Below are 19,997 nucleotides of genomic sequence, written 5' to 3'. Positions count from 1 at the left end.
GGCAGCTCACCTGCCGTTGCCAGCAGCCGACACGCCAGCGCCAGCTCCCGCAGCCAGCGCACCCGGTTCTACCGGCCGCGACGTGTCCGGCCCGGCTTCCATGCAGCGGCTCAAGACCCGCGCGCAATTCCAGGCCGCTCTCGCAGGTGCCACCGTGGCGCGCACTGCTCATTTCGCATTGCACCGCTGTGCGCTCGATCTCGCATCGAGCGCACAGCCGTTGTTCGTGTCCGACGACGTCTGGCTGGGTGCCATGGTGCCCAAGCGCTGGGCGCGCCGCGCGGTCACGCGCAACGCCATCAAGCGCCAGATCTACGCCGTGAGCGCTGCTCCCGGCGTTGTTTTGCCACGTGCTGCGCACGTGGTGCGGCTGCGCTCGACCTTCGACCGCAAGGAATTCGTGAGCGCCACGTCGGACAAGCTCAAGGCCGCCGTGCGCGCCGAGCTCCAGCAGCTGCTGGAGCGGGCTGCCCGCCCGGCGCCGCCGCCGCGCGCGCGTTCCGAGCGTGCGCCCACGCCCCCTCCTTCTGCCTCCTCGCCATGAAACGCCTGCTGATCGGCCTCGTGAAAGGCTACCGCCTGCTGCTGAGCCCCTGGCTCGGCCAGTCGTGCCGCTTCACGCCGACCTGCTCGGTGTATTCGATCGAGGCGCTCGAGGTGCATGGCGCGCTCAAGGGCAGCTACCTCACTGCGCACCGTATCGTGCGCTGCCAGCCCTGGTGCCAGGGCGGGCACGATCCGGTTCCACCGAAATCAAAGCGTCGCACTGACAAGTCAGGATCGCTGTTTTCGTCTCTTCTCTCCTCCGACAAGAAGTCTTCGTCATGAACGATATCCGCCGCACGATCCTGTGGGTGATTTTTGGGTTCTCGCTGGTGCTGCTGTGGGACCAATGGCAGGTCTTCAACGGCAACAAGCCGACCTTCCTGCCGTCGAGCAAGCCGGCGGCCACGGCCGCCGCCCCCGCCAACGCACCTGCAGCCAACGGCGTGCCGACCGCGGCCGGTACCACCGGCAACGCCGGCGCAGTGCCCACGCAGGCGGCCGCGGTCGCGCCGCGCGAGCAGGTCGGCGTGACCACCGACCTGTTCAAGGCCACGATCGACAGCGAAGGCGCCACGGTCAACCACCTCGAGCTGCTGAAGTACGACGAAGCCGACCGCACCAAGCGCGTCGTGTTGTTCGAGAACGGCTCCCCGGCCACGCGCTATGTGGCGCAGACCGGCCTGCTGAACACGGTCGACACCGGTGACCGCTTCCCCAACCACCTGACGCCGATGACGCCGAAGGCCGGTCCGCGCGAAATGGCCGACGGCCAGAACACGCTGGAAGTGGGCTTCGAGAGCGCGCCCGTCGGCGGCCTGAAGTACATCAAGACCTACGTGTTCCACCGCGGCGACTACGTCATCGGCGTGCGCCACGAAGTGGTCAACGTGAGCGACCAGCCGCGCGAAGCCCAGCTGTACCTGCAGCTGCTGCGTCACGGCACCGTGGCCGCCGGCACCATGTTCGGCACCAACACCTTCACCGGCCCCGCTGCGTACACCAACGAGAAGAAGTTCCACAAGCTCGACTTCAAGGACATTGCCAAGGGCAAGATCGAACCACCGCCGCCGGCCAACGACGGCTGGATCGCGATGGTGCAGCATTACTTTGCGTCGGCGTGGCTGCTCAAGGGCGACCCGGCCAGCGAACAGCTGCGCCGCGAGTTCCGCGTGAAGGATCTGGGCGACAACCTCTTCACCGTGGCCATGGTGGCCACGCTGCCGAAGATCGCCCCGGGTGCCACGCAGGTCGTGAACAGTGCGTTGTTCGCCGGCCCTGAAGAAGAAAAGAAGCTCGAAGCCATCGCCCCGGGCCTGGACCTGGTGAAGGACTACGGCATCTTCGCAATCATCTCCAAGCCGCTGTACTGGCTGCTCACCCAGCTGCACGGCCTCCTGGGCAACTGGGGCTGGTCGATCGTGGCGCTGGTGGTGCTGCTGAAGGCGGCCTTCTACTGGCTCAACGCCAAGGCCTACGCCAGCATGGCCAAGATGAAGGCCATCAACCCGAAGATCATGGAAATGCGCGAGCGGCTGAAGGACAAGCCGCAAGAAATGCAGCAGGAAATGATGCGGATCTACAAGACCGAGAAGGTCAATCCGATGGGCGGCTGTTTCCCCATCGTGATCCAGATTCCGGTGTTCATCGCGCTGTACTGGGTGCTGCTGTCGTCGGTCGAGATGCGCCACGCACCGTGGATTTTGTGGATCACCGACCTGTCGGCACCAGACCCGTGGTACATCCTGCCGGTCGTGATGACGGCCACCTCGCTGTTCCAGACCTGGCTCAACCCGACGCCGCCCGATCCGATGCAGGCCAAGCTGATGTGGATCATGCCGCTCGCGTTCAGCGTGATGTTCATCTTCTTCCCGGCAGGCCTGGTGCTGTACTGGATCACGAACAACACGCTGTCGATCGCGCAGCAGTGGTTCATCAACAAGCGGCTGGGTGTGCTCGGCACGATCGGCAAGAAATAGCCGGACGCCACCTGCGTCGTTCCCGAAGGGCCGCATCTGCGGCCCTTTTTGCTGAAAGAATCCGCCCTCCACCATGCTCGCACACACCACCGACCCCATCGTCGCCATCGCCACCGCCTCCGGCCGCGGGGCGGTCGGCATCGTGCGGGTGTCCGGTGTCCGGCTTGCGCCGCTGATCGACGCGCTGTGCGCCCGGCCGCTGAAGCAGCGCGAAGCCACCTACCTGCCCTTTCGCGACGCGGCCGGTGAGCCGATCGACCACGGGCTGGCCATTCACTTTCCCTCGCCGCATTCCTTCACCGGCGAGGACGTGCTCGAGTTGCAGGCCCACGGCGGCGCGGTCGTGTTGCAACTGCTGCTGGCGCGCTGCCTGGAGGCCGCCGCCGAGCCCGACCCCGCCAGCGGGCGCCCTCGCCTCCCCGGCCTGCGCGTGGCCGAGCCCGGCGAGTTCAGCCAGCGTGCCTTCCTCGCCGGCAAGATCGACCTGGCCCAGGCCGAGGCCATTGCCGACCTGATCGACGCCAGCACCGAGGCGGCCGCGCGCAGCGCCGGGCGCTCGCTGTCGGGCGCCTTCTCGCGCGAGATCCACACGCTGCGCGACGCGCTGATCCACCTGCGCATGCTGGTGGAGGCCACGCTCGACTTTCCGGAGGAAGAAATCGATTTCCTGCAGAAGGCCGATGCGGCGGGCCAGCTGGTGCGGTTGCAGGCGCAACTGACCACGGTGCAACAGCGCGCAAAACAGGGCGCGCTGCTGCGCGAAGGCATCAAGGTCGTCATCGCGGGTCAGCCCAACGCGGGCAAGAGTTCACTGCTCAATGCGCTGGCCGGCGCCGAGCTGGCCATCGTGAGCGCCGTGGCGGGAACCACGCGCGATGTGGTCTCGCAGACCATCCAGATCCACGGCGTGCCGCTGCACGTGGCCGACACCGCCGGGCTTCGTGAGAGCAGCGACGAGGTCGAGCAGATCGGCGTGGCGCGTGCCTGGGGGCAGATCGAAAGCGCCGATGCGGTGCTGTTCCTGCACGACCTGACGCGCGCCCACCAGAGCGACTACGCCGACGCCGATGCCGCCATCCTGGCCAGCCTGCGCAGCAAGCTGCCCGCGAGCGTGCCGGTGCTCGACGTGTGGAACAAGCAGGACGCGGCGCCTTCGGCTCCCCACGACCAGGGCATCGCCCTGTCGGCCAAGACCGGCCTGGGCATCGAGGCGCTGCGCGAACAGCTGCTGGCCATGGCCGGCTGGCAGGCCGTGCCCGAGGGCGTGTACCTGGCGCGGGCGCGCCATGTGCAGGCGCTGGCCCAGGTCGAAACGCACCTGGCGCTGGCCGCGGGCCACCTTGCCGCGCAGGCGCAACTGCTCGACTTGCTGGCCGAGGAACTGCGCCTGGCGCAGAACGCGCTGAACGCAATCACCGGCGAGTTCGGCGCGGACGACCTGCTGGGGGTCATCTTTTCGAGCTTCTGCATCGGCAAATAGCGACAGGCGCCGAGGAAAAGCGTAAACACTTGTAGCCGAATCTTGCGGCGTTCGCGGATACTTCGGCTCACTTGCGGGGTTGAATAAAAACATGTCCATCCAGAACCTGAGCCGCGCCATCGCGGAGAACATGAACGGAGACGCCTTCGCGTTGACGTTCACCGTCCAGCAGTGGGACACCCTGGCGGGCTACCTCCAGCCCATCGAGACCGGCGTCGGTGACGTGCTGATCGAGCAGGGCACGCCGGACCGCTCGGTGTTCTTCATCGAGAGCGGCGCCATCAGCGTGCACCGTGTCAGCAGCAAGGAACAGATGAAGCTCGCGGTGCTCACGCCCGGTTCGGTGGTCGGCGAGGGGTCGTTCTTCTCGCGCCAGCCGCACCCGGCCAACGTGGTGGTCACCGGCGCGGGCCGCGTGTGGCGGCTCAACGCGATCCGTTTCGGCGAAATGTCGAACCGCCAGCCCAACATGGCGCTGGAAATCGCCATGGCGCTGGGCGCCGTGCTCGCCAAGCGCATGGGTCACCGCTCCAAGCGCGTCGCCGTGACCTGAGGCCTGCGCTGTCCGCCGCCAGACCGTCTTCCACAGGGGCTCGAAGCCCCCATTTTCTTTTTTGATCCCAGAGTAGTCAGTCGCAAGCCATGGCCTTGATCTGTCCGGTCTGCAGCACGGAAAACCGTGACGGCGCCCATTTCTGCCGAAGCTGCGGCCTCGCGTTGTCCACCACGCCCGAGCGGCCTCCCCCGCCGCCGAGCCCCGAGCGCGAATGGGCCACCACCGCGCCGGCCCAGTTGCGCGCGCCGACCATTCCGGCGCCGCTGTTCGATCCGGGCGCGCCAGCGCCTGTGCCGGCGCGCCGACCCGCGCGGTCGTCGTTCTTCGGGAGGCTGGGCGCCGCGCCGCGGGACGACGAGCAGACGGTGTTCATGGTGCACGACGACGACGACGAACCGCTGCACGCCGCGGCGCCGCATGCCGTGTCGGCGACCTTCGAGTCGCAGCAAGCTGCGAAGGACGGGCGCACGAAGGCGCGGGTTTCGGTCCGCCGGCCTGTACCTGCTGTTGCTGCCGAGCCGCCGCCGCGCAAGCGCGTGGTGTTGCTGTGGCTCGGCTTGCTGGTCGTGGCGGTGGCGATGGTCGTTGCGGGCTGGTACGGCTACGGCACGCGCAAGGCGCCAGCGGTGGCCGATGCGCCAGCGCAGGCCGTGGTGGCTTCGGCGCCTGCCGCAACCCCGCCAGCGACCGAGCCGCCGCCTGCTGCGGCACCGGCACCGCAGGCCGCAGAGCCAGCCGAGTCGGTTGATGCACGGCCGGTCGTTGAAACAGCCCCGGCAGCGGCAGGCTTGGCGACGCCCAAGCCCGTCGCCAAGCCGCGCAAGCAGGCGGCTGTCGCCGGGCCGGCGCCGAGTGAACCGGAACCTGCGGCGCCGGCTGTCGCACCGGCCCCGCCGCCGGCCGCCCCCGTGCCAGCGGCCGAGCCCCAGGCCCTGTGCGGCGACCGCAACTTCATCGCCAAGGCGCAGTGCATGGCCGCCCAGTGCCTGAAGGCCGAGTTCAAGGCCCACGCGCAATGCGAAGCGGTGCGCCGCCAGCAGCGTCTCGAAGAAGAAAAGCGCAATCCGATACTGGTCAACTGACCGGGCCGATGGCGGCCCTTTCGGCCCTCACCCGTCGTTGCCCGTTCTTCAGCCCTGTCAGCCCTTTTGCAGGCGCTCGATGGCAACGGCCAGCGCGGCCGGCTTGCCCGACAGCACCAGCGTGTCGCCGTCCGCCAGCACCGTGTCTTCGGCCAATGCACGCGTCTGGCCGTCCTGTCGGCGCAGGCTGACCACGCGCACGTCCAGCGTGGGCAGCGCCATGCGCTCCAGCGTCTGCCCGATGGCGCGCGCGCCGGTGTTCAGGGTGAAGCTGTTCAGGCGCTCGTGGTTGATCTCGTCGGCGTTGTCGTCGTCCGCGCCGTGAAAGTAGCCGCGCAGCAGGTTGTAGCGGGCGTCGCGCTGGTCCTGCACCACGCGGATCACGCGGCGCATCGGCACCCCGACCAGCGCCAGCGCATGGCTGGCGAGCATCAGCGAACCTTCGATGGCCTCGGGCACCACCTCGGTGGCGCCTGCCGCCTGCAGCTTCTCCAGGTCGTGGTCGTCCTGCGTGCGCACGATCACCGGCACGTGGGCGGCGTGGGCGCGTGTGTTGGCCAGCACCTTCATGGCGCCTGGCACGTCGAGGTAGGTGACGACCACGGCGCTCGCGCGCGCCAGGCCCGCGGCCATCAGCGCCTGCAGCCGCGCCGCGTCGCCGAACACCACCGAGTCGCCGGCGGCGGCGGCCTGGCGCACGCGGTCGGGGTCGAGGTCGAGCGCCATGTACGGAATGCCTTCGCGCTCCAGGATGCGCGCCAGGTTCTGTCCGCAGCGCCCGTAGCCGCAGATGATCACGTGCTTGGCGGTGTTGATGGTCTTGCGCGCGATGCTCGTCATCTGCAGCGACTGCTGCATCCAGTCGCTGGCCACGAGCTTTCGCACGATGGCATTGCTGTACATGATGATGAAGGGCGTGGCCAGCATCGACAGCACCATCGACGCCAGCACCGGGTTGGCCAGCCACGGCGGCAGCAGGCTGCGCTCCTGCGCCAGCGTGAGCAGCACGAAGCCGAACTCGCCGGCCTGCGCCAGGTACAGGCCGGTGCGCAGCGACACGCCCGAGGTGGCGCCCAGCACCTTGGCCAGCACCGTCACCAGCCCCAGCTTGAACGCCAGCGGCACCAGCAGCAGCACGCCCACCAGCAGCCAGCGCTCGACCACGATGTGCCAGTCGAGCGACATGCCCACGGTGATGAAGAACAGTCCCAGCAGCACGTCGTGGAACGGGCGGATGTCGGTCTCGACCTGGTGCTTGTATTCGGTTTCCGACACCAGCATGCCCGCGATGAACGCGCCCAGCGCCAGGCTCAGGCCGGCCAGTTCGGTGAGCCAGGCCAGGCCCAGCGTGACCAGCAGCACGTTCAGGATGAAGAGCTCTTCGCTGCGCCGCCGCGCCACCAGCGTGAGCCACCAGCGCATCACGCGCGGCCCGCCGTAGAGCAGCACGCCGATGAGAAAGCTCGCCTTCAGCAGTGCGAAGCCCAGCGCCTTGGCCAGCGCCTCGGGCGGTGCGCCCAGCGCGGGAATCAGCACCAGCAGCGGCACCACGGCCAAGTCCTGGAACAGCAGCACGCCCATCACGCGCTTGCCGTGCTCGCTCTCGAGCTCGAGGCGCTCGGACATCAGCTTGACCACGATGGCCGTGCTGCTCATGGTGAGCGCGCCCGACAGCGCCAGCGCGGTCTGCCAGCCCAGCCGCCAAGCGGGCGGCAGTTGCGTGGCGATCACCAGCGCGCCGACGGTGGCGATGGTCATCGTCAGCAGCACCTGCAGCAGGCCGAGCCCGAACACGTGCTTGCGCATCGCGCGCAGCTTGGGCAGGCTGAACTCCAGTCCGATCACGAACATGAGGAACACCACGCCGAATTCGCCCAGGTGCTGGATGCCTTCGGTGTTCTGCGCCAGCGCGAAGGCGTGCGGTCCGATCAGCACGCCGGCCGACAGATAGCCGAGCATCGGCGGCAGCTTCAGCGACCGGCATGCAACGACGCCGATCACCGCGGCCAACAGATACAACAGCGTGAGATCGAACGAAGACATAGGCGCCGATGCTAGAGCAAGACCCGTGCGCGGGCGTCCGAAAGGGCACCGAGCGCCGCCGGGCCGCCCCAAGGCGCGAGCGGCCCTCTCGGGGGGGCAGCGAGGACACGCAGTGCCGAGCGTGGGGGCATACAGCCACCGCCCGTAAAATCGACCGATGAGTTCCCGCCCCGCCCCGGCCCCCGTGGTCGACCCCGAAGCGATCCTCGCCCGGGCACGCCTGACTTTCGACATCGAAGCCGAGGCCGTTCTCGGCCTGAAGACACGCGTCGGCCCGAGCTTCGTGGAGGCCGTGCGCAAGATCCTCGACGTGCGCGGCCGCGTGGTCGTGATGGGCATGGGCAAGAGCGGCCATGTCGGCCGCAAGATCGCCGCCACCCTCGCCTCCACCGGCACGCCCGCGATGTTCGTGCACCCCGCCGAGGCCAGCCACGGCGACCTCGGCATGATCAAGACGGTCGACCTGGTGCTGGCCATTTCCAACAGCGGCGAGGTCGACGAACTCACCGTCATCCTGCCGGTCGTCAAGCGCCAGGGCGTGTCCCTGATCGCCATGACCGGACGCCCCGAATCGACCCTGGCGCGCCATGCCGACATCGTGATCGACGCGGGCGTGGCGAAGGAAGCCTGCCCGCTCAACCTCGCACCCACCGCGAGCACCACCGCGCAGATGGCGATGGGCGACGCGCTGGCCGTGGCGCTGCTCGACGCGCGCGGCTTCGGCTCGGAAGACTTCGCGCGTTCGCACCCGGGCGGCGCGCTCGGGCGCAAGCTGCTCACGCACGTGAGCGACGTCATGCGCTCGGGCGACGAGGTGCCGCGCGTGCCGCCGTCGGCCAGCATCAGCGAACTGATGCGCGCAATGAGCATCAAGGGCTTCGGCGCCGCGGCGGTGGTCGAGCCCGACGGCCGCGCCGCGGGCATCTTCACCGACGGCGACCTGCGCCGCCTGATCGAAGCCGGCGCCGACCTGCGCAGCCCCAAGGCCGCCGACGTGATGCACCGCAACCCGCGCACCATCCGCGTGGACGCGCTGGCGGTGGAAGCCGCCGAGCTGATGGAGCAATGCGGCATCACCCGCCTGTTCGTGATCGACGGCGCGGGGGTGATCGTGGGCGCGATCAACACCAACGACCTGATGCGCGCGAAGGTCATCTGATGCCGCTCGAGTTCCAGGCCGAGACCTTGCTCGCCGCGCAGGACGTGCGCATCGTTTTCTTCGACATCGACGGCGTGCTGACCGACGGCGGCGTGTACTTCACCGAACACGGCGAGACGCTCAAGCGCTTCAGCATCCTCGACGGCTACGGCCTGAAGCTGCTGCGCAAGGTGGGCATCGTGCCCGCGGTGATCACCGGGCGCGACTCCAAGCCGCTGCGCGTGCGGCTCGAAGCACTCGGCATCGAGCATGTGCGCTACGGCACCGAAGACAAGCTGCCCGCCGCGCAGGCCATGCTCGACCAGCTGGGCTTTGGCTGGGCGCAGGCTGCGGCCATCGGCGACGACTGGCCCGACCTGCCGGTGCTCACGCGCGTCGGCTTCGCGGCGGCGCCGGCCAACGCGCACGCCGAGGTGCGCGGCATTGCGCACTACGTAACCCAGGCGCGCGGCGGCGAAGGCGCGGCGCGCGAATTCTGCGACCTGCTGCTCACCGCCTGCGGCCAGTACCGCGCGCTGCTCGACACGGCGCTGGGCCAGAACCGGGAACCGAAGCCATGAGCAACGTGAAACGCGCGTGGGGCCTGGTGCGCGACGCGCTCGACCGCACCACGATCTACCTGCCGATCATTTTGACGGCGTGCGTCGCGCTGGGCACCTACTGGCTGGTGCGCAACGCGCCCAAGCTGCTGGAGCCCGCGGCCAAGGTGGCGCCCACGCACGAGCCCGATTACTTCATGCGCGACTTCGTCATCAAGAACTTCCTGCCCAGCGGCGACCTGCGCAGCGAGCTGCACGGCACCGAGGGCCGGCACTTTCCGGACACCGACACCATGGAAGTCGACAAGGTGCGCATGCGCTCCGTGTCCCCCGAGGGGCTCGTGACCCGCGCAACGGCAGACCGGGGCCTGTCGAACTCCGACGGCAGCGAGATCCAGCTGTTCGGCAATGCGATCGTCATCCGCGAGCCGACAGTGAGCCCGGGCGGCAAGGCCACGCCGCAGCTCGAGTTTCGCGGCGACTTCCTGCATGCCTATGTCGACACCGAGCGCGTCACCTCGAACAAGCCGGTCACGCTCATCCGCGGCACCGACAAATTCGTGGGCGACACGCTGGACTACGACAACCTCAGCGGCGTGGCCAACCTGAACGGCCGTGTGCGCGGGGTGCTGATTCCGTCGGCGGCGGCTGCCGCCCCTGCTCCCGCCAAGAAGCGCTGAAGAAGAACATTCCCGCATGACCACGTCCCCGCTAGTCTTCATCACCGGCGCATCGAGCGGCATCGGCCAGGCCTTGGCCGCGAGCTTTTACGACGCGGGCTACCGGCTGGCGCTCGTCGCGCGCCGCACGGCAGAGATCGAATCGTGGGCAAACGCACGCCAGTTAAGCGCCGACCGCTATCAAATTTACAGTGCCGACGTGGCACAGACCGACAGCATCGTGGCCGCGGGCAACGCCTGCATCGCGCGCCAGGGGCTGCCCGACGTGGTGATCGCCAATGCCGGCATCAGCGTGGGCATCGACACGGCGGAGCGCGCCGACCTCGACGTGCTGGCGCAGACCTTCGCCACCAACAACGTCGGCCTCGCCGCCACCTTCCATCCTTTCGTGCAGGCCATGGTGCGGCGTGGCAGCGGGCGGCTGGTGGGCATCGGCAGCGTGGCGTCGATTCGCGGGCTGCCGGGGCACGGTGCTTACTGCGCCAGCAAGGCCGGCGTGGTGGCGTACTGCGAAAGCCTGCGCGGCGAGCTGCACAACAGCGGCGTCAAGGTGGTCACCCTGTGCCCGGGCTACATCGACACGCCGCTCACGCAGGGCAACCGCTACGGCATGCCGTTTCTCATGAAGGCGGAAGACTTTGCCGCCCAGGCGCTGCGCGCCATCGAGTCGGGCACCAGCTACCGCGTGATTCCGTGGCAGATGGGCGTGATCGCGAAGGTCATGCGCTTGCTGCCCAATGCCCTGCTCGACCGGGCCGTGCAGGGGCGCGGGCGCAAGAAGCGAAGCGGGGAAGCCTGAGCGCCATCGTGCGGGCGGCGTTGAGCGGCCGGCCATGAAAAAAGGCTCCTGACGGAGCCTTTTGTCTTTCTGTGTGCCGAGGTGCGTGGCTCAGTAGCTATTGCCGCCACCACCACCGCCGTAACCGCCGCCACCACCACCGCCGCTGCGGCCACCACCGCCGCCGCCGCGGGGGCCGGCACCGTAGGGGCTGCGGAAACCGCCATCGCCACCACCACCGCCGCCGCCACTGCGGCCACCACCACCACCGCCGCCGTAGCCGCCACCGCCGGAGCGGCCACCACCGCCGCCGCCGCTGCGATCGCCACCGCCACCGTAGCCACCACCGCCACCGCTGCGGTCACCGCCGCCGCCGTAGCCTCCACCACCGCCGCCATAACCGCCACCGCCGCCACCACCACCGTAGCCGCCACCGCCGCCGCTGCGCGGGGGCCGTGCTTCCATCGGACGTGCTTCATTGACCACGATGCCGCGGCCGCCGAGGGGTTGACCGTTCATGCCGGTGATGGCTGCCTGGGCTTCCGCATCGCTGCCCATCTCGACGAAGCCGAAGCCCTTCGAGCGGCCCGTGTCCCGTTCCATCATGACCTTGGCGCTGGTCACCGCGCCGAACTGGCCGAAAGCCTGTTCGAGATCCTGGTCGCGCACCGAATAAGGCAGGTTGCCGACGTACAGTTTGTTGCCCATCAAGGGACTCCTAATAAACACATCAATAAAAGCGATGGAGTCCCGAAAGCATCACTCAAACGAGAGCCGTCGAGTCGCGCGAAACTGACCGATCACCGAACTGTCTCCCGGCCAAAATGAAGAGGGAGGCTCGTGCATTATGGGTGAAATATCCGAAAAGCAAGCGGGAATTTGCGTCTTGAGGTAGCCCCTTTCAAAACCACCACAAAGCCAGCGCACGCTGACTGCCGGGGGCCGTGTTCGGGCGCGACCGGTGGTTAGAATCCGCCCCGTCATTGGGGAGTAGCCGCCTTCCGATTTGCGAGAAGGGCCCGCGTCAACAGACTTGTCCTGCCCCACACAGGACATGGCGCGTGCAGTGAACCCACACCTGGCGAGACCTTTGACCATGCAACTTCGGGAAATACGGCCGAAGGTGTTGCATGGTCAATTGCGTCCTTCGGCCCAAGGAACCCCACGTTCATCATGGAAGCTTTTCTCGTTGCAACCGGCGTCGTTGCGCTCGCGGAAATGGGCGACAAGACCCAACTCCTGGCCCTTTTGCTTGCGGCCCGTTTCCGAAAACCCTGGCCGATCGTGCTCGGCATCTTCGTTGCCACCATCGTCAATCACGCGCTGGCGGGCGCCGTCGGCAACTACATCACGCACTGGCTCGGGCCCGAGGTGCTGCGCTGGATCCTCGGCGGCTCGTTCATCGCGATGGCTGCGTGGATGCTGATTCCGGACAAGCTCGACGACGACGACGCCCGGGGTGCGTCGAAGTTCGGCGTCTTCGGCACCACCGTGATCGCCTTCTTCCTGGCCGAGATGGGCGACAAGACCCAGATCGCCACCGTCATGCTCGCCGCGCGCTTCACGCACGACTACCTCTGGGTGGTCGCCGGCACCACGCTGGGCATGATGCTGGCCAACGCGCCGGTGGTGTGGCTCGGCGACAAGATCGTGCAGCGCGTGCCGATCAAGCTCGTGCACGGCATCTCCGCCGCGATCTTCCTGGTGCTCGGCATCATCATGATCTTCGGCTGGTAAGAAGGGCGGGTTCCTTCCAGGAACACCGCGGAACCGGCTTCGCCGGGCCGCCGGTGTTGCCCCCGGAAAGGGGGGTGGAGAAGCGACACGAAGTGCGCGAAGCCTGGGGGATATACTTGCTCTGCGCCGATTTGCTACAGCTTGCGGGCGCTTTATAAATTCAGCTAAAGACAGGCGCGGCAGACCCGGCTCGTTTTTGGCGAGGCCGGGTTTTTTCATTCATGTCGTCGTCACCTCCCTTGGTCGTCACCTCGCAGTCGATGCAGTTCGCAGGGCCGCTGGCCCTGCGCAGCGGCGCGTCGATCAGCGACTACACGCTCGCCTACGAAACCTACGGCACCCTGAACGCCGAGCGCAGCAATGCGGTGCTGGTGTGCCATGCGCTCAACGCCTCGCACCATGTCGCCGGCGTCTACCAGGGCCAGGCCCGCTCCGAGGGCTGGTGGGACAACATGGTGGGGCCGGGCAAGCCGGTCGACACCGACCGCTTCTTCGTGATCGGCGTGAACAACCTGGGCTCCTGCTTCGGCTCGACCGGCCCGATGCACGTCAACCCCGTCACCGGCCGCGTCTACGGCGCCGACTTCCCGGTGGTCACGGTGGAAGACTGGGTCCACGCCCAGGCCGCGCTGCTCGACGCGCTGGGCATCGAGACGCTTGCGGCAGTGATGGGCGGCAGCCTCGGCGGCATGCAGGCGCTGTCGTGGACGCTGCAGTACCCGCAGCGCGTGCGCCACGCCGTGGTGGTGGCCAGCGCGCCCAACCTCACGGCCGAGAACATCGCCTTCAACGAGGTGGCGCGCCGCGCCATCGTGACCGACCCCGACTTCCACGGCGGCCATTTCTACGAACACGGCGTCATTCCGAAGCGCGGCCTGCGCATCGCGCGAATGATCGGCCACATCACGTACCTCAGCGACGACGTGATGAACACCAAGTTCGGCCGCATCCTGCGCAGCGCCGTCGAGGGCGAGGGCAGCGGCGGGGCCGCGGCGCTCGACTACCGCTACTCCACGCAGGACGTCGAGTTCCAGATCGAGAGCTACCTGCGCTACCAGGGCGACAAGTTCAGCGAGTACTTCGACGCCAACACCTACCTGCTGATCACCCGCGCGCTCGACTACTTCGACCCCGCGCGCAGCCATGGCGGCAAGCTAAGCACCGCGTTCGCCAATGCCACGGCCAAGTTTTTGCTCGTGAGCTTCAAGACCGACTGGCGCTTCTCGCCCGCGCGCAGTCGCGAGCTGGTGAAGGCGCTGCTCGACAACCGTCGCAACGTGAGCTACGCCGAGATCGACGCGCCGCACGGCCACGACGCCTTCCTGCTCGACGACGTGCGCTACATGGGTGTGGTGCGCTCTTACTTCGAGCGCGTTGCCAAGGAGTTCCAATGAGCGACCTCGACCATCAACGGCTGATTGCGCAGCTCGTGCCGCAAGGCTCGCGCGTGCTCGACCTCGGCTGCGGCGACGGCGCCCTGCTCGACCTGCTGCAGCGCGAGCGCGGCTGCACCGGCTACGGCGTGGAGATTGCCGACGGCAACGTGCTGCAGTGCATCCGCCGCGGCGTCGACGTGATCCAGCTCAACCTGGACGAAGGCCTGGCGATGTTCGACGACGCCTCGTTCGACGTGGTGCTGCAGATCGACACGCTGCAGCACCTGCGCAATGCCGAGGTGATGCTGCGCGAGACCGCGCGCGTCGGGCGCACCGGCATCGTCGCCTTTCCCAACTTCGCGCACTGGCCCAACCGCCTGAGCATCGCGCGCGGCCGCATGCCCGTGACGCGGCGCCTGCCCTACCAGTGGTACGACACGCCCAACATCCGCGTGGGCACCTTCAAGGACTTCGAGGTGCTGGCCGGCAAGAACAACCTGCGCGTGCTTGATGCCTTCGGCCTGCAGGACGGCCGCGGCGTGCGCTGGCTGCCCAACGCGCGCGCCGGCACGGCGGTCTTCAAGTTCGAGCGCGGCGGCAGCTGAAGCACCCCTGCAGCGCACGATGAGCTTCACGTTGGCCGGGCCGGTCCACAGCGAGTTGCTCATCAGGAAGAGCCGCTTCATCGGCTGCGTGCAGCCGGTGGCCGACCGCGCGGCCGCGCTGGCCGTGGTGGCTTCGCTGCGCGCCGAACACCCTGCTGCCGCGCATGTGTGCTGGGCCCTGATGGCCGGCGGACAGTCGGCCGCGAACGACGACGGCGAGCCCGGCGGCACCGCCGGCCGGCCCATGCTCGAGGTGCTGCGCCACCAGCAGATCGAAGGCGCGCTTGCCACCGTGGTGCGCTACTTCGGCGGCGTGAAGCTGGGCGCGGGCGGCCTCGTGCGGGCCTACACCGATGCGGTCGCGCAGGCTTTGCTCGGCGCCACGCTCGTGCCGCTGGTGCGCCAGCGCAGCCTGCGCTGCACGGTGCCCTACGCGCTCGAAGGCCTGGTGCGGCGCGAGCTTGCGGCGGCGGGCGCGGTGCTCGAAGGCGTGGCGCACGGCGACGACGTGGCCTTCGCCTTCTCGCTGCCCGAACCCGATGCCGATGCGTTCATCGCCCGTCTCGGCGATGCTGCGCAAGGGCGCGCCGTCTGGCCGAAGGCGTGACGCGCTTCGCCGGCACCGGAGGTGCCGCGACGCGCGCAGGTGCCGCGGACACGGACGCCGTCATGGCCAGGATGCCGCGCGGCGCCAGCGGCACCGCCTCGTCGTCGGGACCGCGCCGCGCCATCTCGGCCGTCACGATGCCGGTGGGCACGGCCAGCACGCCCCAGCCCAGCAGCATCATCACCGAGGCGATCGCGCGGCCCAGGTCGGTCTTGGGCACGAGGTCGCCGAAGCCCACCGTGGCCATCGTCGAGATGGCCCAGTAGATCGCCACCGGAATGCTGGTGAAACCGTGCACCGGCCCTTCGACCACGTACATCAGCGTGCCCATCACCAGCACCACCATCATCACGAAGCCGACGAACACCGTGATCTTTCGCCGGCTCGCATGCACCGCCGACACCAGCGCGCGGTACTCCTCGGAATAGCGCGACAGCTTGAAGATGCGGAACACGCGCAGCAGCCGCAGGATGCGCACGTCGATGAGGTACGCCAGCCCGGGCGTGAGCACCGCGAGGAAGGTCGGCAGCAGCGCGAGCAGGTCGATCACGCCGTAGAAGCTGCCCGCATAGCGCGCGGGCCGATTCACGCAGGCCAGCCGCCCGATGTATTCGAGCGTGAAGAGCGCGGTGAACACCCATTCGAGCACGCCGAACACGTGGCCCCAGCGCTGGTGGATGGCCTGCACGCTGTCCAGAATCACCACGCCCACGCTGGTCACGATCACCGCGATCAGGATCAGGTCGAACAGCCGTCCCAGCCGCGACTCCGACTCGAAGATCACCGAGAACAATGTGCGGCGCCAACCCTGTTCGGGCTTGCCGAAGCGCGCGTCGCCTGCGGCCGAATCTGAAGAGGTTGTTTCGCTGCTGCTCGAAAGGGTCGTCATCTGCCGTGGTTTAGGGTCTACTGGAAAGCCATTGTCGGCGGGGTGTAACGTCTTACTCGGTTACGCCTCTTGCGCAATGAAGTACGGCAGGCCGCAAGTGCGTTCTTACGATAGTCCTTTTCCTTGAGGAGCTCCCCATTGGCTACACAGTCCCCCTTCTTCGGCAAGCGTGACCGAGACACCGACTCGTTGACTTCCCGCCCCGCACCGCTGGTCGGCGCAGGCACCAATCTCTCGGGTACCCCCGTCAATCCCTCGTCGCTGACCGCACAGCAAGGCGGCCTGAACACGGCAGCGGCAGCCGTTGCACCCGCAGTCAAGGAAGGCGGCAGCAAGCTCACCGTCGGCCCGAACATCAAGCTCAAGGGCGTCGAGATCACCGATTGCGACACGCTCGTGGTCGAAGGCCTGGTCGAAGCCACGATGGATTCGCGCCTGATGCAGATCGCCGAACAGGGCGAGTTCAAGGGTTCCGCCGAGATCGACATCGCCGAAATCCGCGGCGTGTTCGACGGCAACCTCACGGTGCGCGAAAAGCTCGTGATCCACTCCACCGGCAAGGTCACCGGCAAGATCCGCTACGGCAAGATCGTCATCGAAGAAGGCGGCCAGCTGTCCGGTGAAATCAGCTTCGGCACCAAGGCGTAGTTCCGGTGCGCCGCCCGGGCCTCAGGCGCCCGGCGGCGTCCACCCCAGGCGCTCCAGCAAAGCACCGGCCGCGGCCGGTGCTTTTTCTTTGGCGCCGTTGATGAAGTAGACGAACACGTCGCGCTTTTTCGATGACGTTGGCGACGCAGCCCAGCCCTGCGCACGCTCGGCCCAGGTGTCGAGCGCCTTCGGCCCGTAGCCCGTCTTGAGCTTGGCGTCGGCCATCATGAGCCGTGCATAGGCCACGTCGCCTTCGGGCTCCTCGAAGGACGGAAACTTGTCGGCGTCGGTGAACACCGTCGACACCTTGTGCTTCTTCGCGAGCGCCTTGTAGGCGGGCACGATGAAGCTTTCGTGCCGCACGTCCATCACGTGGCGCAGCACGCGGCTGCCCTCCTTCTTCGGCAGCATCGACAGGAACGCCTCGAAGTCTTCCGCCTCGAAGGGCTTGGTCGGCATGAACTGCCACACGATCGGCCCCAGCTTGTCGCCCAGCTCGGCCACGCCGCTGTCGATGAAGCGCTTGATCGAGTCTCCCGCACCCGACAGCAGCTTGCGGTTGGTCGCGAAACGCGAGGCCTTGAGCGAGAACATGAAGTCGGCCGGCGTGTCGTCGTGCCACTTGCGGAAAGTCTCGGGCTTGAAGGTGCTGTAGTAGGTGCCGTTGACCTCGATGGCGCTGAGCTGGCGGCTCGCGTAGTTCAGCTCTTTCGCCTGCACGAGCCCCTTCGGGTAGAAGTTGTCGCGCCAGGGCTCGTAGGTCCAGCCGCCGATGCCCACCTTGATGTTTGGCTTGCTCACATGGCCTCCAGCGTTGAGATCGCCCGCACTCTACGCGCGGTCGCTTCAAGGCGCAAAATGCAAATTTTTCCCCTTTTCCCTTTTCCCCTCTTTCCCCTTTCCGCGGAGAACCCCGATGAACGCTCCCCTGCACCGCGAAATGCCCGCCGGCACGCTCGACGCCGCGCGCGCCCTGTCCGATGTCACCGCCCAATGGGACGGCGACATCGTCAAGCAACTCACCGACTACATCGCCATTCCCGCCAAGTCGCCCGGCTTCGACAAGGACTGGTCGGCCAACGGCTACCTGGAGACCGTGCTGCGCAACGCCGCGGCCTGGGTCGAGGCGCAGAAGGTCGAAGGCCTGAAGCTGGAAATCGTTCGCCTCGAAGGCCGCACCCCGGTGCTGTTCTTCGAAGTGCCGGCCACCGGCACCGACATGGGCGAGACCGTGCTGATGTACGGCCACCTCGACAAGCAGCCCGAGTTCACCGGCTGGCGCAACGACCTGGGCCCCTGGACGCCCAAGTACGAAAACGGCCTGCTCTACGGCCGCGGCGGCGCCGACGACGGCTATGCGGTGTACGCGAGCGTGGCCGCGCTGCAGGCGCTCAAGGCGCAGGGCGCGGCGCATCCGCGCATCGTCGGCATCATCGAGACCTGCGAGGAAAGCGGCTCCTACGACCTGTTGCCCTACGTCGACGCGCTGCGTCCGCGCCTGGGCAATGTCGAGCTGGTGATCTGCCTCGACTCGGGCGCCGGCAACTACGACCAGCTGTGGCTCACCACCTCGCTGCGCGGCATGGCCAGCGGCACGCTCAAGGTCGAGGTGCTGACCGAAGGCATCCATTCAGGCGACGCTTCGGGCCTGGTGCCCTCGAGCTTTCGCATCATGCGCCAGGTGCTCGACCGCCTCGAAGACAGCGCCACCGGCCGCCTGCTGCCCGCGAGCTTCCACTGCGAAGTGCCCGCCGATCGCCTGGCGCAGGCGCAGGCCACCGCCGCCATCCTCGGCGAAGAGGTCTACAAGCGCTTTCCATGGGCGCACTACGACTGCGGCGGTTCGACCATGTTCGCGCTCCCCACCACCACCGACCCGGTGGAAGCGCTGCTCAACCGCACCTGGAAGCCCACGCTGTCGGTCACCGGCGCCGAAGGCTTCCCGGCGCTGAAGGACGCGGGCAACGTGCTGCGCCCGTACACCGCTTTCAAGCTGTCGCTGCGCCTGCCGCCGCTGATCGACGCGGCCGAGGCGGTGCAAAAGCTCAAGGCCCTGCTGGAAGACAACGCGCCCTACCAGGCCCGTGTCACCTTCGAGAGCGGCGGCGGCGCCACCGGCTGGAATGCACCGACCATCACGCCGTGGTTCGAGCAAGCGCTCAACAAGGCCTCGCAGGCGCACTTCGGCGCCTCGTGCGGCTACATCGGCCAGGGCGGCACGATCCCGCTCATGAACATGCTCAGCGCCGGCTTCCCCAAGGCGCAGATGATGGTCTGCGGCGTGCTCGGCCCGAAGAGCAACGCGCACGGCCCCAACGAGTTCCTGCATGTGCCGTATGCCAAGAAGTTGACCGCCGCCGTGGCCGAGGTGATCGCGGCCCTGCCGGTGGCGCACCGCGCCGCCGCGTCGGAACCCGTCGCCGCTTGAGCGAGCCGCTGCCCCTGCCGCAGCGCGTGTCGCTGTCCACCCCGGACGGCGAGACGCTGGTGCTGCGCCGGCTGCCGGCACCGGGCACGGCGCGGGCCGTCATCGTGGTGGTCCACGGGCTCGGCGAGCACGCGGGCCGCTACCACGCGGTGGCCGAATGCCTCCACGAATGGGGCTTTGCGGTGTGGGCGCACGACCACCACGGGCACGGTGAATCGACCGGTGCGCGCGGCGGCCTGCCGAGCGAACTGCGACTGGTCGACGACTTGGCGCTGGTGATCGACGACGCGCGCCGCCTGAGCCCCGGCGTGCCGCTGGTCTTGCTGGGGCACAGCCTCGGCGGGTTGGTCGCGGCGAGCCTGGTGGCGCGCGACGTGCGGCCGGTCGACGGCCTGGTGCTGTCTTCGCCGGGGCTCGACCCGGGCCTGAGCGGTGTGCAGAAAGTGCTGCTGGCGGTGCTGCCGCGCATTGCGCCGAACCTGCGCGTGGGCAACGGGCTGGACGACAACTACCTCTCGCACGATGCGGCCGTGGTGCAGGCCTACCGGGACGATCCGCTCACGCACGACCGCATCGGCAGCCGCCTGGCGCGCTTTCTCGCGAGCGAAGGCGCAAGGGTGCAGCAGCGCGCTGCAAGCTGGCCCGTGCCGACACTGCTGCTCTACGCGGGCGACGACCACCTCGTGCGGCCCGACGCGAGCCGCGCCTTTGCCGCTGCGGCCGCGCCCAGCGGCATGGTCGAGGCGCATGGCTTCGATGCGCTGTACCACGAGATCTTCAACGAGCTCGACGCCGCGCCGGTCTTCGCGGCCCTGCGGCGCTGGCTCGACGCGCGTTTTCCGCCCGCCTGAACGCGCCTTTCAGCCGC

At 68.1% G+C, this 19,997-nt stretch carries 21 protein-coding genes and 1 riboswitch; of the genes, 17 read left to right on the top strand and 4 right to left on the bottom strand.

Going from position 1 to position 19,997, the window contains the following annotated elements; all coding sequences use genetic code 11:
• Positions 1-100: 100 nt before the first annotated feature.
• The 6 genes from ACSFA5_RS20050 (at position 101) to ACSFA5_RS20025 (ending at position 5,640) form a co-directional block, all read left to right on the top strand.
• Positions 101-544, top strand: a complete 444-nt coding sequence (locus ACSFA5_RS20050; RefSeq protein ID WP_435445971.1) for a ribonuclease P protein component — start codon at positions 101-103, stop codon at positions 542-544.
• Complete coding sequence (gene yidD / locus ACSFA5_RS20045; protein ID WP_435439806.1) at positions 541-828, top strand: membrane protein insertion efficiency factor YidD; 288 nt, start codon at positions 541-543, stop codon at positions 826-828. Before ACSFA5_RS20050 ends, yidD begins: the two co-directional genes overlap by 4 nt.
• The gene (gene yidC, locus ACSFA5_RS20040; protein ID WP_435445781.1) at positions 825-2,522 is read left to right on the top strand and encodes a membrane protein insertase YidC; all 1,698 of its coding nucleotides are present in this window, start codon (positions 825-827) and stop codon (positions 2,520-2,522) included. Before yidD ends, yidC begins: the two co-directional genes overlap by 4 nt.
• Before the next feature lie 73 nt (positions 2,523-2,595).
• Positions 2,596-4,002 carry a tRNA uridine-5-carboxymethylaminomethyl(34) synthesis GTPase MnmE gene (gene mnmE, locus ACSFA5_RS20035; RefSeq protein WP_435445780.1) on the top strand — a complete coding sequence of 469 codons (1,407 nt, stop codon included), beginning with the start codon at positions 2,596-2,598 and terminating at the stop codon, positions 4,000-4,002.
• Between the two features lie 91 nt (positions 4,003-4,093).
• Complete coding sequence (locus ACSFA5_RS20030; RefSeq protein ID WP_435445779.1) at positions 4,094-4,555, top strand: Crp/Fnr family transcriptional regulator; 462 nt, start codon at positions 4,094-4,096, stop codon at positions 4,553-4,555.
• Between the two features lie 89 nt (positions 4,556-4,644).
• Complete coding sequence (locus ACSFA5_RS20025) at positions 4,645-5,640, top strand: zinc ribbon domain-containing protein (RefSeq protein ID WP_435445778.1); 996 nt, start codon at positions 4,645-4,647, stop codon at positions 5,638-5,640.
• Positions 5,641-5,697: 57 nt separating this feature from the next.
• Here ACSFA5_RS20025 and ACSFA5_RS20020 read toward each other — a convergent pair whose 3' ends face one another.
• Positions 5,698-7,683: a monovalent cation:proton antiporter family protein gene (locus tag ACSFA5_RS20020; protein WP_435445777.1), complete on the bottom strand. Its 1,986-nt coding sequence runs from the start codon at positions 7,681-7,683 to the stop codon at positions 5,698-5,700.
• A 157-nt stretch (positions 7,684-7,840) separates the two neighbouring features.
• Here ACSFA5_RS20020 and ACSFA5_RS20015 point away from each other — a divergent pair, with 157 nt between their 5' ends.
• The 4 genes from ACSFA5_RS20015 to ACSFA5_RS20000 are packed head-to-tail and all read left to right on the top strand — an operon-like array spanning position 7,841 to position 10,860.
• Positions 7,841-8,842 carry a KpsF/GutQ family sugar-phosphate isomerase gene (locus ACSFA5_RS20015; protein ID WP_435445776.1) on the top strand — a complete coding sequence of 334 codons (1,002 nt, stop codon included), beginning with the start codon at positions 7,841-7,843 and terminating at the stop codon, positions 8,840-8,842.
• On the top strand, positions 8,842-9,402 hold the full coding sequence (locus tag ACSFA5_RS20010) for a KdsC family phosphatase (RefSeq protein ID WP_435445775.1): 561 nt from the start codon (positions 8,842-8,844) through the stop codon (positions 9,400-9,402). Before ACSFA5_RS20015 ends, ACSFA5_RS20010 begins: the two co-directional genes overlap by 1 nt.
• Positions 9,399-10,061, top strand: a complete 663-nt coding sequence (gene lptC, locus ACSFA5_RS20005) for an LPS export ABC transporter periplasmic protein LptC (protein WP_435445774.1) — start codon at positions 9,399-9,401, stop codon at positions 10,059-10,061. The genes ACSFA5_RS20010 and lptC overlap by 4 nt, the downstream gene beginning before the upstream one ends.
• Positions 10,062-10,077: 16 nt before the next feature.
• Positions 10,078-10,860: an SDR family oxidoreductase gene (locus tag ACSFA5_RS20000; protein ID WP_435445773.1), complete on the top strand. Its 783-nt coding sequence runs from the start codon at positions 10,078-10,080 to the stop codon at positions 10,858-10,860.
• A 90-nt stretch (positions 10,861-10,950) separates the two neighbouring features.
• Here the strand turns inward: ACSFA5_RS20000 and ACSFA5_RS19995 are convergent, their stop codons facing one another.
• The gene (locus tag ACSFA5_RS19995) at positions 10,951-11,547 is read right to left on the bottom strand and encodes an RNA recognition motif domain-containing protein (protein ID WP_435445772.1); all 597 of its coding nucleotides are present in this window, start codon (positions 11,545-11,547) and stop codon (positions 10,951-10,953) included.
• A 265-nt stretch (positions 11,548-11,812) separates the two neighbouring features.
• A riboswitch (yybP-ykoY riboswitch) is annotated at positions 11,813-12,003 on the top strand.
• 9 nt (positions 12,004-12,012) lie between these two features.
• On the opposite strand from ACSFA5_RS19995, the gene ACSFA5_RS19990 reads away from it, so the two are divergent.
• The 4 genes from ACSFA5_RS19990 (at position 12,013) to ACSFA5_RS19975 (ending at position 15,164) form a co-directional block, all read left to right on the top strand.
• On the top strand, positions 12,013-12,576 hold the full coding sequence (locus ACSFA5_RS19990) for a TMEM165/GDT1 family protein (protein ID WP_435445771.1): 564 nt from the start codon (positions 12,013-12,015) through the stop codon (positions 12,574-12,576).
• A 221-nt stretch (positions 12,577-12,797) separates the two neighbouring features.
• Positions 12,798-13,970 (top strand): homoserine O-succinyltransferase MetX, encoded by a 1,173-nt coding sequence (metX, locus tag ACSFA5_RS19985; RefSeq protein WP_435445770.1) that lies wholly within the window; start codon positions 12,798-12,800, stop codon positions 13,968-13,970.
• Entirely contained in the window at positions 13,967-14,557 is a 591-nt protein-coding gene (metW, locus tag ACSFA5_RS19980) for a methionine biosynthesis protein MetW (RefSeq protein WP_435445769.1), read from the top strand. The genes metX and metW overlap by 4 nt, the downstream gene beginning before the upstream one ends.
• A 19-nt stretch (positions 14,558-14,576) precedes the next feature.
• Positions 14,577-15,164, top strand: coding sequence for an IMPACT family protein (locus ACSFA5_RS19975; protein ID WP_435445768.1), 588 nt, complete (start codon positions 14,577-14,579; stop codon positions 15,162-15,164).
• Here the strand turns inward: ACSFA5_RS19975 and ACSFA5_RS19970 are convergent.
• Complete coding sequence (locus ACSFA5_RS19970; protein ID WP_435445767.1) at positions 15,109-16,053, bottom strand: ion transporter; 945 nt, start codon at positions 16,051-16,053, stop codon at positions 15,109-15,111. The two genes, ACSFA5_RS19975 and ACSFA5_RS19970, sit on opposite strands and share 56 nt — an antisense overlap.
• Positions 16,054-16,191: 138 nt before the next feature.
• Between ACSFA5_RS19970 and ACSFA5_RS19965 the strand changes: the two genes are divergently transcribed.
• Positions 16,192-16,701: a bactofilin family protein gene (locus ACSFA5_RS19965; RefSeq protein ID WP_435445766.1), complete on the top strand. Its 510-nt coding sequence runs from the start codon at positions 16,192-16,194 to the stop codon at positions 16,699-16,701.
• A 21-nt stretch (positions 16,702-16,722) separates the two neighbouring features.
• On the opposite strand, the gene ACSFA5_RS19960 is transcribed toward ACSFA5_RS19965, so the two are convergent.
• Complete coding sequence (locus ACSFA5_RS19960; RefSeq protein WP_435445765.1) at positions 16,723-17,502, bottom strand: DUF72 domain-containing protein; 780 nt, start codon at positions 17,500-17,502, stop codon at positions 16,723-16,725.
• A 115-nt stretch (positions 17,503-17,617) separates the two neighbouring features.
• Here ACSFA5_RS19960 and ACSFA5_RS19955 point away from each other — a divergent pair, with 115 nt between their 5' ends.
• Together ACSFA5_RS19955 and ACSFA5_RS19950 are read left to right on the top strand one after the other, a co-directional pair.
• Positions 17,618-19,129: a M20 family metallopeptidase gene (locus tag ACSFA5_RS19955; protein WP_435445764.1), complete on the top strand. Its 1,512-nt coding sequence runs from the start codon at positions 17,618-17,620 to the stop codon at positions 19,127-19,129.
• Entirely contained in the window at positions 19,126-19,980 is an 855-nt protein-coding gene (locus ACSFA5_RS19950) for an alpha/beta hydrolase (protein WP_435445763.1), read from the top strand. Before ACSFA5_RS19955 ends, ACSFA5_RS19950 begins: the two co-directional genes overlap by 4 nt.
• Positions 19,981-19,997 lie beyond the last annotated feature (17 nt).

It is taken from the genome of Variovorax monticola, from assembly GCF_051216855.1.
Classification (GTDB): Bacteria; Pseudomonadota; Gammaproteobacteria; order Burkholderiales; family Burkholderiaceae_C; genus Variovorax.
This window is presented reverse-complemented; position numbering and strand designations above follow the sequence as displayed.

Coding starts and splice junctions, on each gene's coding strand:
- ACSFA5_RS20050 (WP_435445971.1), top strand. CDS start 101: ATGCAGCGGCTCAAGACCCGCGCGCAATTCCAGGCCGCTCTCGCAGGT.
- yidD (WP_435439806.1), top strand. CDS start 541: ATGAAACGCCTGCTGATCGGCCTCGTGAAAGGCTACCGCCTGCTGCTG.
- yidC (WP_435445781.1), top strand. CDS start 825: ATGAACGATATCCGCCGCACGATCCTGTGGGTGATTTTTGGGTTCTCG.
- mnmE (WP_435445780.1), top strand. CDS start 2,596: ATGCTCGCACACACCACCGACCCCATCGTCGCCATCGCCACCGCCTCC.
- ACSFA5_RS20030 (WP_435445779.1), top strand. CDS start 4,094: ATGTCCATCCAGAACCTGAGCCGCGCCATCGCGGAGAACATGAACGGA.
- ACSFA5_RS20025 (WP_435445778.1), top strand. CDS start 4,645: ATGGCCTTGATCTGTCCGGTCTGCAGCACGGAAAACCGTGACGGCGCC.
- ACSFA5_RS20020 (WP_435445777.1), bottom strand. CDS start 7,683: ATGTCTTCGTTCGATCTCACGCTGTTGTATCTGTTGGCCGCGGTGATC.
- ACSFA5_RS20015 (WP_435445776.1), top strand. CDS start 7,841: ATGAGTTCCCGCCCCGCCCCGGCCCCCGTGGTCGACCCCGAAGCGATC.
- ACSFA5_RS20010 (WP_435445775.1), top strand. CDS start 8,842: ATGCCGCTCGAGTTCCAGGCCGAGACCTTGCTCGCCGCGCAGGACGTG.
- lptC (WP_435445774.1), top strand. CDS start 9,399: ATGAGCAACGTGAAACGCGCGTGGGGCCTGGTGCGCGACGCGCTCGAC.
- ACSFA5_RS20000 (WP_435445773.1), top strand. CDS start 10,078: ATGACCACGTCCCCGCTAGTCTTCATCACCGGCGCATCGAGCGGCATC.
- ACSFA5_RS19995 (WP_435445772.1), bottom strand. CDS start 11,547: ATGGGCAACAAACTGTACGTCGGCAACCTGCCTTATTCGGTGCGCGAC.
- ACSFA5_RS19990 (WP_435445771.1), top strand. CDS start 12,013: ATGGAAGCTTTTCTCGTTGCAACCGGCGTCGTTGCGCTCGCGGAAATG.
- metX (WP_435445770.1), top strand. CDS start 12,798: ATGTCGTCGTCACCTCCCTTGGTCGTCACCTCGCAGTCGATGCAGTTC.
- metW (WP_435445769.1), top strand. CDS start 13,967: ATGAGCGACCTCGACCATCAACGGCTGATTGCGCAGCTCGTGCCGCAA.
- ACSFA5_RS19975 (WP_435445768.1), top strand. CDS start 14,577: ATGAGCTTCACGTTGGCCGGGCCGGTCCACAGCGAGTTGCTCATCAGG.
- ACSFA5_RS19970 (WP_435445767.1), bottom strand. CDS start 16,053: ATGACGACCCTTTCGAGCAGCAGCGAAACAACCTCTTCAGATTCGGCC.
- ACSFA5_RS19955 (WP_435445764.1), top strand. CDS start 17,618: ATGAACGCTCCCCTGCACCGCGAAATGCCCGCCGGCACGCTCGACGCC.